A 15,199-nucleotide genomic window follows, 5' to 3' on the forward strand; every position below is an offset into this window, starting at 1 on the left:
TGCTAATTCCAAACTCATTTTGCCGTCATGCCGATTGAGATGTATCTACTTCTATCATACTAAAGAGATTTCTAATGACTCTCACTTATCCCGCTCGTGTTTCTGGTTCTACTTCTGAGCGTATCTCTCTTAAAGCACGTTTAAAGGAGCAAGGAGTTAAATACGTTTTGGCTAGCTATGTTGATTTACATGGCATGTGTAAAGCAAAGATGGTGCCTCTGACGCACCTAGATAACATGCTGGAAGGCTCTGAGCTATTTACTGGAGCCGCATTAGAAGGTATTCCTCAATCTATTAATGATGACGAAGTAGCGGCTTATCCCGACCGAGATAGCGCTACTATTTTGCCCTGGAACCGGGAGGTTGCTTGGTTTGCAAGCGATCTTTATCTCCAAGGAAAGCCTTTTGAATCGTGTTCTCGCAATATTCTCAAGCGTGTAGTGCAGCAGGCGACTGAGATGGGGTTTATCTGCAACTTAGGGGTCGAGACAGAGTTTTTTATTCTTAAAGATCGAGAAGGTGGAGGGTTTAGTGCAGTTAGCGATCGCGATTCTCTAGTTAAAGCTGCTTATGATGTCCCCACGTTGCTCGATAACTATGCTGTGATTGACCAGCTAGTTACCGCTATGAATGAGTTGGGATGGGATGTTTACTCCTTTGACCATGAGGATGCCCAAGGCCAATTTGAAATTGATTTCAATTACAGTGATGCCCTCACAATGGCAGATCGCTTTACCTTTTTTCGGTTAATGGCGAAAGAAATTGCGCGACAGCACGGCTATTTTGCTTCTTTCATGCCAAAACTAGCGGCCGATCGAACTGGAAGCGGTGCCCACTACAACATGTCCTTAGGAGATCTCGAAACAGGTAAAAATCTCTTTGTCGAGTTCAACGATGCTAGAGGCTGCAAATTATCTACCTTGGGCTACCAGTTTATTGCCGGAATTCTGCGTCACGCTCCAGCCATCTGTGCAGTCACCTGTCCTACCGTCAATAGCTACAAGCGACTGGTGCGACAGGGGGCAATGTCTGGCTCTACTTGGGCACCAGTCTATATCTGCTATGGCGGCAATAATCGTACTAACATGCTGCGAATTCCTTCAGCAGGTGGGCGAGTCGAATGCCGCGCCGCTGATATTTCAACCAATCTTTATCTCGGCGCAGCCATGATGCTAGCCGCAGGTCTCGAAGGCATTCGAGAACAGCTCGATCCGGGAGAACCTCACACAGAAAACATGTATGACTGCACTCTCGATGAATTGAAGGTTCGAGGTATTGAAATGCTGCCACGGACATTGGATGAAGCCGTCACTGCATTTGCCGCTGACCCCTTAAGCAAAACGGTCATGGGTTCATCTATGTATCGAGCTTTTATCGACTACAAGCTTAACGAATGGGAAGAGTACCACAACCATGTCTCTGACTGGGAAATTCAGCGGTATCTGAAGTTTTTCTAGCCACTTGAGTCTTGCTCGCGATTTAAAGGACATTCACATGAAGATTTCCAAATGGTTGACCCGCTTAGGTCTCGTCTTCGGCAGCCTAATGGTAGTTGTCAGTTGCGCCACTTCAAACCCTACTCCCAATGCATTGTCAGATGTTCCAGTATCAGTCGCTGGCGATCCCATTACGTTAGGCTACAGCAATTGGATAGGGTGGCTGCCATGGGCGATCGCAGAAGAGGAAGACTTATTTACAGCAAATGGAGTCAATGTTGAACTTAAATGGTTCGAGAGTGCTTTGACTTCCTTAGAAGCTATGGTAGCCGGACAGCTAGATGCAAACTCTCAAACCCTTAGTGAGACAATTACTTTTGCTCCCAGTGCTCGAAACGGCGAAGTTATTGTTCTAGTCAATGATAACTCGGATGGAAATGACAAAATAATTGTGGCAGAAGAAGTGAATTCTGTTGCTGACTTGAAGGGGCGTCAAGTAGCTTTAGAGGAAGGAATCGTTGGCGACTTTTTACTCAGCTTAGCGCTAGAAGAGGAAGGGCTTTCGCGTGATGAAATTACCATCTTAAATATGGAGACAGGTGCTGCTGCTGTCGCATTTGCTGTGGGGCAAGTAGATGCTGTTGCGGCTTGGGTACCATTTACGCAGACAGCTTTGAAACGGAACGGGAGCAAAGAGCTAGTAAGTTCAAAGGACTTTCCAGGTGCAATTCCAGACCTTCTCGTAATGAGCCAAACTCTGATAGATGAGCGCCCCGAGCAAGTTCAAGCCATTGTTAATACTTGGTATGACACTCTCGAATTTATTGCTTCTAACCCACAGAAATCCTACGAGATTATGGCTAAGCGGGCAGGGATTTCAGCTAATGAAATTCAAAACTTCCAATCAGGTGTCAAAATGTTTACCCCACAAGACAACTTAGAAGCGTTTTCCTCAGGAAATTCTATGAAGCATCTCAATTTTGCCGCTCAAAAAATAGCTAAATTCATTACAGATATTGGATTTGTCCAGCAGATTCCTAGCACTGATGGGCTGTTTGATAAATCTTTTGTTCGGGCTTACGTTGCACCTTAGTAATGCCTGAAAATGCAAGGCATGCTTAAATGCTTGTCTGAATTATTTTTAAAGATGGGAGTGCGTGAGTGAATGCTCTCATCTCGACCAACCAGTTCTTACCAGAATTATTACTATGAGTAGTGTTTTCTCCCATTATACTGTACATTCCAAGCCTGCTCCAAAGCGAGTTTCTAGTAATGTTTTCTGGCGTATTGCTGAAGACATCCCTCCTTCTTTACGCTGGCGCTTATTAGGGCTCTCTATCGCAATTCCCCTCTTTCTCTGGGGATTTTTGTCATCTCTTCAAATCGTCGATTCTCAATTCTTACCATCGCCTTTACAGGTTATTAGTGCACTTAAGTCTCTCTGGACATCGGGGCTGCTATTGCAAGATACATCCACGAGTATAATTCGCGTTTTTGCAGGATTTAGCTTAGCCGCAATAGTAGCTGTTCCAATTGGTATCGCTATGGGTGCCTTTGCCAGTATTCGAGCCCTGCTCGAACCTATTTTAGGTATTCTGCGGTATATGCCACCACCGGCTTTTATTCCGCTGTTTGTGATCTACTTAGGGATTGGGGAAGAACCCAAAATCGCCCTTATTTTCATCGGTACTATTTTCTTCAATATTTTGATGATTATGGACGCCGTAAAATTTGTTCCTAAGGAGCTGATTGAAACGACTTATACCCTTGGTGGGGTACGGCGGCAGGTCCTTTTTCGAGTCATTGCACCTTATGTTGTACCTAGCATCATTGACACCTTTCGAGTAAATATTGCTACTTCTTGGTCGCTGCTGGTAGTGGCTGAACTTGTGGCTGCTGAGCAAGGTCTAGGTAAACGTATTTTATTAGCACAACGATTCTTTAAAACTGATGAGATTTTTGCCTGCCTAATTGTATTAGGTCTAATTGGATTTTCTATTGATATGACTTGCCGTTGGCTACAGCACAAAACCTGTCGATGGAGCATCGACTAACAATTCAAGATGTACTGTTCTTTGGTTGGCTTCAGCAAGGGCTTTATTAGCAATGACTTTGACTATTTCTGGGTTAAGTAAACGCTTTTCTACCCGTCAAGGTAAAATCACAGCTCTCCAAGATATCAACATTCATGTCAAGCGAGGAGAACTGATCTGCATGGTTGGAGCTTCCGGCTGTGGCAAATCTACACTGTTACGTCTGATTGCTGGGCTGGATACTCCTTCAGATGGCGAGATTCAGGTAGACGGGTACCCAGTATCAGCGCCTGGAGCTGATAGAGGGATGGTTTTTCAGCAGTATACCTTATATCCGTGGATGACAGTTGCTCAGAACGTTGGCTTTGGACTCGATCTACAAGGAACACCCCGTCAGCAATTGCGGCAGAAAGTTGGTTATTACCTGAGCGTAGTAGAACTTTCGGGGTTTTCCCAGAGCTATCCTAAAGAGTTATCAGGAGGAATGAAGCAGAGAGTCGCTATTGCTCGCGCTTTGGCTTGTGAGCCTAAGATCTTACTCTTAGATGAACCTTTTGGCGCTCTAGATGTGCAAACGAAAGAGGCCATGCAAAAGTTCCTGATGAGAGTCTGGCTACAAACAGGTATTACTATTTTAATGATTACTCATGATGTTGAGGAAGCAATATTTCTATCTCAGCGCATCTATGTCATGAGATCTCGCCCTGGAAGTATTCGTGAGGAGCTCTCTATCAATTTGCCTGTCGATAAATCTATACAAGATTCGTTTGAGATGCGACAGTTAAATGAATTTCAATTCTATCGAAGCTACATCACCCGATTGCTGCATCAGAGCGAGTAATCAAACAGAACAAAACATACACCAATCAAATAGCGGAATTATGCGACGTCAAAGTCCTCCGGCTATGTCGGAGGACTTTGAACTCAGAAGGCTAGACAGGACATTAGTTTGCAGGCAAAGTCCACATGCAGCCCATGAAGTAGGGAGCTGGATTCTCAGCATCGGCACTGGCAAACACGCCGATCATGCTGGGACCGCCCCGAGTAATGCGGGGACCCTCTAACTCGACCGTGACGAGACTGCCAGGGGCTGCAGCTTCGGTTAAGGCAACCTCCAGTAGTGTCAGGCCATCCGTTTCATTACTCGCGATCTCGGCTGCCACCTCTTCGCCCCCCACTTCAACTACTGCAGAATTGCTGTAGAAGAGCATTTCAGAGGCGCCGGCTACAGGCCGGAAGGAGATGGTTTTGAGAGATTCGCCAGCATCTTCCGGCACGGTGATGGTAAAGCGATAGCGCTCGCGCATACCGATCGAACGCTGCGACGAACTGGCGATGAGGGGATTGTGCTCGAAGGCCGTAGTGCCATCACTCAGCTCTAATGCACGTACTGAAGAGAAGGGTACAGCTAAAGCTGTTAAGGCCACTCCACCCAGCACAGCGACGAATTTGGAACTGCGAGAAAGAAGTTTATGGGTCATAAGTCGTGTTAATCGCGACACCCACAAGTTATCAATCTCACCTCAGATTGGGACGGCGATCGCCAAATCGTATTGTGCTGCAATGTAAATCTCAGAATTTGCTGTTGCAGGGAGGGATGCCTCAGTTCCAAATTTACTCCGCCAAAATGTGGAAGATCTGCCTGAGTTCGCGCGGGCTCGCTAAACCCATCAACTTCAAGCTCGGCAGTCGCTGCGATCGTCACTTGCGATCGCCTTGGGTTTACAAAATTTTGTAAGTCGAAACATTCTGTAACTTCAGAGCTGAGACTTCGAGCAGATTGAAGTCCAAACAAACTGAAAAGACTTTACTTTCCTTTGCACAGCTTCGCATTCAATCAAAAGAATTATTGTTCGGTAGGGCGATCGCCCATATTCCTCAACAACTCCTCTGCAGGCAAGTCGGGAGAGACTCGCACCATCGGAACGCCTTTTACCGATTGAATGGTTGCCTGACAAGCGCGGATTTGCTCGACAGTGGCGCGATCGCAGTGGGTGAGGGCAATCCGATCGGCAAAAAAGATGTGATTTGTGACCAGCCAAGTGGGGGCGCGATCGGGAGGGAACTGGGTAACGTCGATCGCCGTCACGATCTCGCTGAGAAACAGGGGCGTTGCGGCAAAGCGATGGCGAATGGCGCGCATGACAGGGACTGGATCGGTAGCATCGCTGCCTTCGATAAACAAGCGCTTGTAAGGCTGTTCCAGATGTTCGGCCAGCCGCTGGGTCAACTGGGCGTGTAACAGCTCGGAGCCACTGCAGCAAATGCAAGCCTGCGGCGTCCTTTCATCTCCACTGCCGATCGCGGCAATCGGACCGGAGATTTGGCGGCAGAGATGGGCAATCAAACTGGACTTGCCACTACCGGACAATCCGATCGTCAAGGTGACGGGGAGGGGAGAGGGCACGAAGGGCAGGTGGGGATGGGGTAAGAGGCGATCGGCCAGCAGAACACTGAGTTAGGCGGCAGGAGAACTCGATAGCAGCTCGGCAGCTTTTTGCTGCATGGTTTTGAAAATGTTGATGAAGCCGTTGGCCCGCGAGGGGGTGAGGCTGACTTGTAGGCCGGTGTCTTGTATGAAATCGGGCTCGATCGGGGCAATTTCTGCCGGTGTCAGCCCATCGAGGCCGCGAATTAAGAAAGCCACCAATCCCTTGGTCAATTGCGAGTCGGAATCCCCGCTGAACCTGAGCTTGCCCTCTTCTAGAGAGGCTGCGATATAGACGTTGGATACACAACCGGACACTTTGTTCTCGGGCACTTTGGCTGAGGCAGGCTGCTCCTCTAGCTGATTGGCCAACCACAACAACTGTTCGTAGCGCTTCTTATTACTGGTAGCGCGGGCAAAGCGTTTGACTAATTTTTCGAGGGCGGGAGGTAGGGAGTTTGCCGACATAGATAAAGATTTGCAACGGATGCGTCTTTATTGTAGGGGCGGATTCGTCGAAATGCTCTCCTGTGTCGCCTCGATGTAGTTCTCTTATGCCCCAGTGACCCTATACCTCAGAAGGCAGAAGTTTCCCGTTCGCTAGGAGAAGAGGCTGGATCGGATTCTCCAGAAGCGTTCCCGTTGCGGGATGGGGAGGTAAGTCCATTAGAGCTGACCGGAGAATGTCCCTGGGTCGAACTGGGTGAGGCTGCTGCGATCGCCGGTTTCCCCCAGTGGCGCAAGCGCTCTTCGAGGGTGCGAATCACAATGTAGAGCACGGGCACTACCAACAGGCTCAACAGGGTAGACACCAACATGCCCCCAAACACTGCCGTGCCCAGCGATCGCCGACTGCCCGCCCCAGCCCCAGAGGCCAACACGAGGGGCATGACCCCCAAGATGAAACTAAACGCCGTCATCAAAATCGCCCGAAAGCGAGCTTCGGCCGCATCGAGGGCGGCGGCGGCGATCGAGTGCCCCTGCTGCCGCAATTGATTGGCAAACTCCACAATTAAAATGGAGTTTTTACTCGCCAGACCGATCAGCATCACCAGCCCCACCTGGCAGAAAATATCGTTGGTCAAACCGCGAGCCAGCACAAACAGCAGCGCCCCCAAGATCGCCAGTGGCACCGACAGCATCACAATGAAGGGATCGACAAAGCTCTCGTATTGCGCCGCCAGGAATAGAAAAACGAACACCAGACCCAGCAGAAAGAGCAGTGCTGACTGTCCCCCCGATTCCAGTTGCTCTAACGAAACCCCCGTCCACTCGAACCCGATCCCCGGAGGCATCAACTGCGAGGCTAAGTCTTCCATAACCGCGATCGCCTGACCGGAGCCAAAGCCCGGATTGGCACTGCCACTCACTTGCACCGAGCGAAACAGGTTGTAGTGATTGATAATCGGCGGCCCCGTCACCGTTTCCACCGTCACCAAGCTGTCTAGCGGGATGATGCTGTCGGTGGTTTGCGATCGCACGTAAAACTGGCCGATGTCTTCGGGATTGGTGCGATATTGTTGGTCCACTTGCACGTAGACGCGATAGCTGCGGTTAAAGGCATCGAAATCGTTGACGTAATTGCTGCCCAGCAGCGTTTGCAGGGTATCGAAAATATCGGGGAGTTCTACCCCCAAAAGCTGGGCCTTATCGCGATCGACGGTCACCAGCAACTGGGGGGTGTTGGCGGAGAAGGTGGGAGGGTTGACAGAAATTTCTGGCCTCGACATCCCCTGTCCGAAAAACCCTCCAGCCGTCTCAGATAAGGTGTTGAAATCAGTCTGCGATCGCCCTTGTAACTGCAGGTCGAAGCCGCCGCCAGTGCCCAAACCGCGAATGGCAGGCGGATCGATCGGAATCACCAAACCTTCACTAATGCCGCCGAGCAGACGACCTCGCATCTGACCCACCAAGGCGGTGGCCGATTGCCAAGGTTTGGCTCGTTCGCTCCAGGGTTTGAGCGGCACAAAAATCAGACCGCCCGTAGGGGAATTTCCAGCAAAACTAAAGCCGCCGATTGCCACCGTACTTTCGACTTCGGGCACCTCTTGCAGAGCATCCACCGCTTCGTCGAGAATCTGCTGCGTGTAGTTGAGGGAAGTGCCGGGAGGCCCCTGCACGATATTGATGAAATACCCCTGATCTTCAGTGGGTAGAAATCCGGTCGGCACCGCTCGATACAGCCAAGCCGTCGCCACCGTTAGGGCGACAAACGCCACCACCATGCCCGTTTTGAACTGGGCCACCCAGTTGAGCAGGTGGCGGTAGGTTTGGCGCAGGCGATCGATAATGCCCGAAATGGTCCGAAAAATAGGGTGTTGCGTCTCGCTAGCCGGACGGCTGAACAGAGCAGCGAGGGCCGGGGACAGGGTCAGCGCGTTGAAGGTGGACAGCCCGACCGAGAAGGCGATCGTGAGGGCAAATTGGCGGTAAATTTGGCCGCTGGTACCGGGGAAAAAGGCGACCGGAATAAACACGGCAAATAGCACTAACGTCGTGGCAATTACCGCCCCAAAAATCTCCTGCATCGCCGTCAGCGATGCCTCCACCGGCGAGAGCCCCTGCTCCACTTTGGAGGTAATATTCTCCACCACCACGATCGCGTCATCCACCACCAGACCCGTTGCCAGCGTCAGCCCGAACAGGGTGAGGGTATTAATCGAAAAGCCCATCACCTGCATAAAGGCAAACGTGCCCACCAGCGACACGGGGATGGTAATAGCGGGAATCAGAGTGGCTCGCCATTCTTGTAAAAACACAAAGATGACCAGCACCACCCAAAAGATGGCCTGCAGCAGGGTGAAAATAATTTCGAGGATGGATTGATTGACGAATTTCGAGGTGTCGTAGGGAATTTGGTAGGTCAAGCCGGGGGGGAAATCATCGGCGAGTTCCGCCATGGTCTGCCGAACTTGCTGGGTGACGGCCAACGTATTGGCGGAATTGAGCTTGGTGATGCCCATCCCCACCGCTTCCTTGCCATTCACCGTAAAGGCAGTGTCGTAGGACTGTGCCCCCAACTCCACCCGACCCACATCCCGCACCCGCACCAACGAGCCATCCGACCCCGTCAAGAGCACGATATCGCCAAATTCTTCTGAGGTTTGCAAGCGTCCCCGCGCCCGCACGCTGAATTGAAACAGTTGCTCTTCGGGGGACGGAGACTGACCCACTGCCCCTGCCGCCACCTGCACGTTTTGGTCTTCAACCGCCTCCACCACATCCTCTGCCGTCAAGCCGCGACTGGCCAGCTCGAGGGGGTCGAGCCAGATGCGCATGGCGTAACGACGCTCGCCAAAGATGCGCACGTCACTGACGCCATCAATGCGGCGCAACACGTCCCGCACGAACAGGTCGGCGTAATTGCTGATGAAGAGGCGATCGTATTCGCCGCCGGGAGCCGAAAAATTAATAAACTGCACGAACGCACTGTTATCGGCTTTCGCAACCGTCACCCCCGTTTGCAGCACCTGCTCGGGCAACTGGCTTTCCACCTGTTCGATGCGCCGCTGCACGTCGATCGCCGCCGCATCCAAATTGCGCCCCTGCTGGAATGTCACCAATAGCTGACTGGTGCCGTCGCTGGAACTGGTGGAGGAAATGTAGCGCATCCCCTCTGTCCCATTAATGGCCCGCTCCAAAATATTGGTGGTGGCCGTTTCCACCACCTCGGCACTGGCCCCCGTGTAGTTGGAGGTCACCGAAATGGTGGGGGGGGAAACCGTAGGGTAATAGTCCACCGGCAACAGGCTTGCGGACACAGCCCCCACTAACACAATCAGGAGCGAGCAAACGGTGGCGAGAACCGGTCGCCGAATAAAGGTGGCTGAAAACATGAGGCGAGCTCCTGGGGGTAGCCGGTGACTCGAAAAAGTTAGCTGGAGGGGCGATCGGGGTCTGTGGGTAATTCACCTACGGTGTCTGCTTCGGGAACGATGGGGGCGAGATTGAAGATTTTTTGAACGCCGGTCACCACCAACTGTTCGTCCCCCGTTAACCCCGACAGCACCTCGTAGGCGTTGTCCTGCAGTTGGCCTAACTGCACGGGTTGTTGCGTGGCAACATAGCTGGGCATCCCATCCGAGCCATCGGCCTGAGGTTGTGCCAAAAAGACAAACCCCTGTCCCCCCAACCAAGTCACGGCGGTGACGGGAACGATAAGACTGGGTCGCTCGCTCCAAATCACCCGAGTGCGCACCAATTGCTCGGTGCGTAACAGCCCCTGCTGGTTGTCAAATACTGCCTTCACCAAGACCGATTGAGTGGTGACATCGGCTTGGGGCGAAATAAACGAGATTTCGCTGCTGCCGACAATCCCGTTACGGCCATCGAGCAATTCGACCGGCGTGCCAATCTCCACCTCCGCCACTCGCTCCAGCGGAATATTGAGGGACACTTCGAGGGAATCGCTTTGACTGAGGGTGGTCAGGGTCGTGTCGGGCGTAACGTAATCCCCCGGCTTTACCGCGACGTTGCCCACCAGGCCAGAAAACGGCGCTCGCACGAGGTAGTTGCCGAGCACGACCTGCTGCTCGCTCGCATCCGCTCGCGCTTCTTCCAAATCCCGTTCGGCCTCGGCAATATCGGCCTGTTGGGCTCGAATCGTTTGCTCCTGGCTGCGAACGGCGGCTTCTGCTTGGCGCAAATTGCGATCGCTTTCATTAAACGCATCTCGGGAAATGGCCCCCGATTCTGCCAGACCTCGATTGCTCTCCAGGCGTCCCCGCGCCAGTTCCACCTCGGCCTGGAGTTCGTCTAAGCGGGCTTGGCTGGCGGCAAAGGTGGCGCGGGCGCTGTCGAGGGCGGCCCGGGCGGAGGCGATCGCCGCAGTGCGACTATCCACTGCGGCCTGTTGGCGGGCGGGATCGATTTGCAGGATGGGCTCTCCGGCAGAAACGCGATCGCCCAATTGGGCGGAGACTTGGGTGATGCGACCGCTGACCTGCGGCCTCAGGGCCGTAAACTCGCTGGCCCCCAAGCTGGCAATAAAGATTGAGCTATCGCGAATGGTAGCGGTTTCAACCGGCGCGACCCCCACTGTTGTGGGCGGCGGTCCCCCACCCCGAGGCGGTCCGCCACAGGCTGCGAGCAGCGTCACCGCTGCCAGCAGCAAGCCCCACTGTCGCCAAGAATTTTGCTTGAGTGTCACAGTCTCGAACCTCTGCACCTTGGAACCCGATCGTCCGATTTAGCCGGATGAGTGCTGCTCCGGCTGTCTGCGAAATGGCCGGAGCGCTCGTTGGCTCGGACTGGTTTGAAAAAGCTTTCGCGCTACTGTCTTAACATACCGTCACAAGGAGCATCACTGGTTCTCAGAAGCTTTTAAGCTGCGATGCAGCCGTATGACTTTGAACGGGAATCAGTTCTCCCCAACCAGACGCAAGTTCTGTGACTACTCTCACCGCTAACCCTACGGGTCTAGCGGGAGCTTCTCAGACTCACGAATGAGAGTTGCTGTTTCACAGGCATCCCAGCGGATAAGCCTCCACAGCCAGAGAGCGGTAGTCCAACCGCCCTGCGTCTAACTATCCTATCCCCCTCACCGCCAAACGCTCTGCGTTCTAGCGGGAGTACCCCGGAGGTCATGATGGCGACCCAAACTACACTTCCTCGAGCTGGCCGAGACTCAGCCATACTGCGGGTGTGGGGACGGAGCCAAATTTCACCAGCGCGTAATCGTCCCGGACGTCCAGCACCTCTCCATCTGTTTCGTAGATGTAGGTGGGCATAAAGGGGTCGTTAGCTTGGGCCTCTAGGCTGCCCTCGACTTCTTCGGGAATTGCTCGCACCATGGAGCTGCGCTTGATAGCCATATTGTGAAGCGTTTGAGCGGACTTACTCATCCTAAGAGATGTTTTGTCGCTTGGGGAGTCGGTTGTTGGCTGTGACTACTCTCACCGCTAACCCTACGGGTCTAGCGGGAGCTTCTCAGACTCACGAATGAGAGTTGCTGTTTCACAGGCATCCCAGCGGATAAGCCTCCACAGCCAGAAAGCGGTAGTCCAGCCGCCCTGCGTTTAACTATCCTATCCCCCTCACCGCCAAACGCTCTGCGTTCTGGCGGGAGTACCCCGGAGGTCATGATGGAGAACCTGGCGTTAAGACCATTTGGCGAGGACTGCGGCGGTTGCATGATATTGCCTCAACCTGGAAATCGATCTGCTCACAACCCTCTGCTAGAGAGGCTCCTGCGACTTGTGGGTAAAGAATAGACCTAAGCCTGGGGGTGACCCGAAAACTATTTAAACCCCATATTCATATTCAAAAAGCATTTAATTGTACTCTCCAGGAAGATCATTTTTTCTGACAGTAACCCTGCCAACTTTCTTACCTGACATTCTTAATAATTCATCACCTGAAAATTCAAAACCAAGCTTTAGTGCTATTCGCGCAACATCATCTGCAGTTGATGTTGCGAGTACCTCATTTTTAAGTGCAGGTTCAGACTGCATTTTCTTTAAAAATGCCTCGAGTTGATCTAAAGCCATATTTTAAATTCCTATTTTCACTAGCTGCTCGTATGTCAAAAAGGAAAACCATTATAGGTTCCAAGCAAATTCTACTATTCTTTTAAGATATAGGCAATGAGTGGAAGGCCCCATGCCTAGTAAGGCGTTGATGCCTATTCTGCAGATTTTTACACGTATCTCGGCATGGGGCCAAACAACAGAGTGAGCAATCTCCCCCGCGTTTTCTCGCTCTCCAACTATTGCTTCATATGTAATACTAAGTGTGATGCCTGAACGCGAGGTATGACAATCCGTATTTTTCGAAACGCTTGGTTTCAGCGGTTTTCACGGCGACAAGGCATCCAGAAAAGCGTCTTAATAGATGCCGTTTCCCGCGCAGAGAGGGGGCTCATTGATGCCGATCTAGGAGGCGGGCCGCTCGAGCAACGCATTGCACGGTCTGGACAGGGGAAGTCGGGGGATATCGGACGATTATCGTTTTCCGCAAAAACAGTCGAGCATTTTTCGTTTGCGGCTCTGCCAAGAGTAGCCGCGATAATCTCACCAAGGATGAATTCGAGGCTTTCAAAAAGGCAGCACAAGAGCTTTTAGCACTGTCGGATGAACAGATAGAGACCTTGATAGCAACGGGCGGATTAATGGAGATAGAACCATGACGATCGGCGAGGAAGATAAACAGTACCGTTCGGATGCATTTGCAGCCATCCATGAAACTATGGAGGCGTTACATGAGGCGAGGGCCATACCTCAAACCACCATGCGTCAGTTTGATGAAATGTGTCTCGAACCGGCCCCAATTTTGACAGGAGAGGATATTCGCAGCTTAAGGGAACGGGAAAATGTGTCACAGCCCGTGTTTGCGAAGTATCTTAACGTTTCTAAGAACTTGGTTTCCGATTGGGAAAGGGGGGTGAAGAAGCCGGGTGGTCCTGCCCTGCGCCTCCTAGCCATTGTGGAGAAGCATGGCTTGGAATTACTGGCATAAGTGGTCGAGTAGTGCATCATCAGAAATCCCCGCCGATCGACTGCCGGTAGTGTGCAGCCGCTTCCTCTCTGTCCATTGGGGCAGCCTTGAGGCTGTTGTAGCTCGCTTACTCGTCCGATGGAGCAGTTTTCGGAGGTGTGTGGGGAGTCGTTAGCGGGGTTTGCTCGCACGTTCGAGCGGGGAGAGGCGGAATGCCCGATTCATCCCTGTCCCCTGCGGTTGTAGGAGGGGGAGATGGAAGGGCGGCAGTTGGCGTTGGATTTGTTCGCGCAGTTGGACGAAGCCGTTCGCCTGCCGGAAGAGATGTCGGTGAGTGAGTTGCTCGGTCGTCTGGAGCGGACGTTGATGGGGATGCCCCGTTCCCAGCAGATGGCGGTAGCTGGGGAAGCGCTGACTCAGTTGGTGGGGGCGTTTGCGGAGCGGGCGGAGCTGCTGAGGTTCTTCCTTAACCATCGGACATTTATGCGCAGCCAGTGTCCCGAGCGGGTGGGCAAAAGTCCAGCCGAACTGATGACGGGGCAACCGCATTCTCATTGGCTGGAGCTGTTAGGATTTGAGCGCTTTCGACGCAATCCAGCCTAAAATCACACCTTGACGTCAGTTTGCGAGCGCTCCCCACAGCCATCATGAAGGGGGGGCATTTTCGCTTATTTTGTCACCCTAAATTGCCCACTTCTGAACCACGCCCACTCGCCACCTGATTGAGAACTTTTCTGCCAAGCCCAAGCAATATCGAGCGATTGCTACTCGTTACAACAAAATCGCTCGTAACTTCCTCAGAACAATTTATTTAGCCACTTCCATTGTCTGGCTTAACTAATGATATGCCCTAGTGAACTACGAAGAACTAAAGATCGCCTGCAAGGTTCTATCTTCCACAACGACGTTCTCTTTAATATCTTGTTGAAGCCTTTCTGATGATGGTAGTGCTTCGGACATCACACTGCTAACGCCTGCTTCAATCAACTTTCGATACCATCTCCGCCAGTGCCAGCACATCCTTTCTGATAGCTGCTGATTTTGCAAAATTGCCTTGCCACCCTGAGTAATCTTTTGTTGAAGCTGCTTGGCAGATATGACAGGGAAATGGTAAATCTTAATCTCAGACTGAATCGAGAATGACGATCCTGAAAAAGTTGCTGTATGATTCCCCATGTGAATGCTCCGTATATTCTCTGCACGTACCATTACTTTTGGCGGCAGGGCTAGATAGAAATAAATGTTTTGTAGTGGTTCTGTATAGATATCGGACAATTGAGGCACAGGGAAATGCTTTTGAACTCGATAGATATTTTTCTGCGACCAATGGCGATTGTCGGGACGATCGTAGGGAAAGAGCATGTTATACCTTTGACAGAACAGCATAGAGGCTGTCTGGTGCCTCAAACAGCTTTGTAGATTTCCGTCCGGGGGATACCAAAACTCATCTGTATCATTGTTTAATATCCAGTCAGCCCCAAAATCATCCTTTGCAACAAATGCTGCACGAGTCATCCACTCTGATTGGGAAAAAATTCGGCTTGGCTCGTCAATAACAGTTACTAAACCTAGCTTTTCATATTCTGTTAAGATATCTCTACTCCCATCCACCGACCCATTATCAATGACGACAACATAATCGACTCCTCTTGCTAGATGGAAATCAAGATTCTCTCGAATATAGTCGAGTCCATCTCGAATCAGTAATGTCATCACTAGCTTCAAAGTAAATTGACCTTCTACGAGTTTATCTGCAATATCTTATCAGTTTTTCCGATTGAAATTCTTCGAAGATATTTCTGTTACGAACTGAAATGATTTGCATACATTCCAATTCGACAGTAATTGATTCAAGTCGAAGTCATTGG

Annotated in this window: 15 protein-coding genes and 2 pseudogenes; 9 read left to right on the plus strand and 8 right to left on the minus strand. The window is 51.5% G+C overall.

Annotated elements, in window-relative coordinates; genetic code table 11:
* Positions 1–74: 74 nt before the first annotated feature.
* From glnT to SYN7336_RS04355, 4 genes are all read left to right on the plus strand, one after another.
* Positions 75–1,457, plus strand: a complete 1,383-nt coding sequence (glnT, locus tag SYN7336_RS04340; protein WP_051039754.1) for a type III glutamate--ammonia ligase — start codon at positions 75–77, stop codon at positions 1,455–1,457.
* A 37-nt stretch (positions 1,458–1,494) separates the two neighbouring features.
* Positions 1,495–2,529 (plus strand): ABC transporter substrate-binding protein, encoded by a 1,035-nt coding sequence (locus SYN7336_RS04345; RefSeq protein WP_017324701.1) that lies wholly within the window; start codon positions 1,495–1,497, stop codon positions 2,527–2,529.
* A gap of 115 nt (positions 2,530–2,644) precedes the next feature.
* Positions 2,645–3,490: an ABC transporter permease gene (locus tag SYN7336_RS04350; protein WP_026100687.1), complete on the plus strand. Its 846-nt coding sequence runs from the start codon at positions 2,645–2,647 to the stop codon at positions 3,488–3,490.
* A 52-nt stretch (positions 3,491–3,542) separates the two neighbouring features.
* A complete protein-coding gene (locus SYN7336_RS04355; RefSeq protein WP_026100688.1) occupies positions 3,543–4,310 on the plus strand; it encodes an ABC transporter ATP-binding protein in 768 nt (255 codons plus the stop codon).
* Positions 4,311–4,413: 103 nt separating this feature from the next.
* On the opposite strand, the gene SYN7336_RS04360 is transcribed toward SYN7336_RS04355, so the two are convergent.
* Positions 4,414–4,950: a DUF2808 domain-containing protein gene (locus SYN7336_RS04360; RefSeq protein WP_017324704.1), complete on the minus strand. Its 537-nt coding sequence runs from the start codon at positions 4,948–4,950 to the stop codon at positions 4,414–4,416.
* 5 nt (positions 4,951–4,955) lie between these two features.
* Between SYN7336_RS04360 and SYN7336_RS04365 the strand changes: the two genes are divergently transcribed.
* Positions 4,956–5,207, plus strand: a complete 252-nt coding sequence (locus SYN7336_RS04365; RefSeq protein ID WP_156820023.1) for a hypothetical protein — start codon at positions 4,956–4,958, stop codon at positions 5,205–5,207.
* A 108-nt stretch (positions 5,208–5,315) separates the two neighbouring features.
* On the opposite strand, the gene SYN7336_RS04370 is transcribed toward SYN7336_RS04365, so the two are convergent.
* From SYN7336_RS04370 to SYN7336_RS04395, 6 genes are all read right to left on the minus strand, one after another.
* Positions 5,316–5,876, minus strand: a complete 561-nt coding sequence (locus tag SYN7336_RS04370; protein WP_017324706.1) for a GTP-binding protein — start codon at positions 5,874–5,876, stop codon at positions 5,316–5,318.
* Between the two features lie 51 nt (positions 5,877–5,927).
* On the minus strand, positions 5,928–6,365 hold the full coding sequence (locus tag SYN7336_RS04375; protein WP_017324707.1) for a SufE family protein: 438 nt from the start codon (positions 6,363–6,365) through the stop codon (positions 5,928–5,930).
* A gap of 107 nt (positions 6,366–6,472) precedes the next feature.
* On the minus strand, positions 6,473–9,733 hold the full coding sequence (locus SYN7336_RS04380; protein ID WP_017324708.1) for an efflux RND transporter permease subunit: 3,261 nt from the start codon (positions 9,731–9,733) through the stop codon (positions 6,473–6,475).
* Between the two features lie 38 nt (positions 9,734–9,771).
* Positions 9,772–11,046 carry an efflux RND transporter periplasmic adaptor subunit gene (locus SYN7336_RS24420; protein ID WP_017324709.1) on the minus strand — a complete coding sequence of 425 codons (1,275 nt, stop codon included), beginning with the start codon at positions 11,044–11,046 and terminating at the stop codon, positions 9,772–9,774.
* Between the two features lie 451 nt (positions 11,047–11,497).
* The gene (gene ndhO, locus SYN7336_RS04390; RefSeq protein WP_017324710.1) at positions 11,498–11,710 is read right to left on the minus strand and encodes an NAD(P)H-quinone oxidoreductase subunit O; all 213 of its coding nucleotides are present in this window, start codon (positions 11,708–11,710) and stop codon (positions 11,498–11,500) included.
* Between the two features lie 459 nt (positions 11,711–12,169).
* Entirely contained in the window at positions 12,170–12,385 is a 216-nt protein-coding gene (locus SYN7336_RS04395) for a Nif11-like leader peptide family natural product precursor (RefSeq protein ID WP_017324711.1), read from the minus strand.
* Positions 12,386–12,649: 264 nt separating this feature from the next.
* Here SYN7336_RS04395 and SYN7336_RS32900 point away from each other — a divergent pair.
* The 4 genes and pseudogenes from SYN7336_RS32900 to SYN7336_RS30475 form a co-directional block, all read left to right on the plus strand.
* A pseudogene (locus SYN7336_RS32900) lies at positions 12,650–13,023 on the plus strand (type II toxin-antitoxin system RelE/ParE family toxin).
* The gene (locus SYN7336_RS04400) at positions 13,020–13,352 is read left to right on the plus strand and encodes a DNA-binding transcriptional regulator (RefSeq protein ID WP_017324712.1); all 333 of its coding nucleotides are present in this window, start codon (positions 13,020–13,022) and stop codon (positions 13,350–13,352) included. Before SYN7336_RS32900 ends, SYN7336_RS04400 begins: the two are co-directional and overlap by 4 nt.
* Before the next feature lie 234 nt (positions 13,353–13,586).
* On the plus strand, positions 13,587–13,934 hold the full coding sequence (locus SYN7336_RS04405) for a hypothetical protein (RefSeq protein WP_017324713.1): 348 nt from the start codon (positions 13,587–13,589) through the stop codon (positions 13,932–13,934).
* Positions 13,935–14,046: 112 nt separating this feature from the next.
* Positions 14,047–14,172 (plus strand): annotated as a pseudogene (locus SYN7336_RS30475) (IS5/IS1182 family transposase); the annotation flags it as partial.
* A gap of 17 nt (positions 14,173–14,189) precedes the next feature.
* Here SYN7336_RS30475 and SYN7336_RS27675 read toward each other — a convergent pair.
* Positions 14,190–15,044, minus strand: a complete 855-nt coding sequence (locus SYN7336_RS27675) for a glycosyltransferase family 2 protein (RefSeq protein ID WP_017324714.1) — start codon at positions 15,042–15,044, stop codon at positions 14,190–14,192.
* Between the last annotated feature and the right edge of the window lie 155 nt (positions 15,045–15,199).

The organism is Synechococcus sp. PCC 7336 (genome assembly GCF_000332275.1).
Taxonomy (GTDB): domain Bacteria; phylum Cyanobacteriota; class Cyanobacteriia; order Thermostichales; family PCC-7336; genus PCC-7336.

Coding starts and splice junctions, on each gene's coding strand:
- SYN7336_RS04350 (WP_026100687.1), top strand. CDS start 2,645: ATGAGTAGTGTTTTCTCCCATTATACTGTACATTCCAAGCCTGCTCCA.
- SYN7336_RS04355 (WP_026100688.1), top strand. CDS start 3,543: ATGACTTTGACTATTTCTGGGTTAAGTAAACGCTTTTCTACCCGTCAA.
- glnT (WP_051039754.1), top strand. CDS start 75: ATGACTCTCACTTATCCCGCTCGTGTTTCTGGTTCTACTTCTGAGCGT.
- ndhO (WP_017324710.1), bottom strand. CDS start 11,710: ATGGCTATCAAGCGCAGCTCCATGGTGCGAGCAATTCCCGAAGAAGTC.
- SYN7336_RS04380 (WP_017324708.1), bottom strand. CDS start 9,733: ATGTTTTCAGCCACCTTTATTCGGCGACCGGTTCTCGCCACCGTTTGC.
- SYN7336_RS27675 (WP_017324714.1), bottom strand. CDS start 15,044: ATGACATTACTGATTCGAGATGGACTCGACTATATTCGAGAGAATCTT.
- SYN7336_RS04375 (WP_017324707.1), bottom strand. CDS start 6,365: ATGTCGGCAAACTCCCTACCTCCCGCCCTCGAAAAATTAGTCAAACGC.
- SYN7336_RS04400 (WP_017324712.1), top strand. CDS start 13,020: ATGACGATCGGCGAGGAAGATAAACAGTACCGTTCGGATGCATTTGCA.
- SYN7336_RS04405 (WP_017324713.1), top strand. CDS start 13,587: ATGGAAGGGCGGCAGTTGGCGTTGGATTTGTTCGCGCAGTTGGACGAA.
- SYN7336_RS04395 (WP_017324711.1), bottom strand. CDS start 12,385: ATGGCTTTAGATCAACTCGAGGCATTTTTAAAGAAAATGCAGTCTGAA.
- SYN7336_RS04345 (WP_017324701.1), top strand. CDS start 1,495: ATGAAGATTTCCAAATGGTTGACCCGCTTAGGTCTCGTCTTCGGCAGC.
- SYN7336_RS04360 (WP_017324704.1), bottom strand. CDS start 4,950: ATGACCCATAAACTTCTTTCTCGCAGTTCCAAATTCGTCGCTGTGCTG.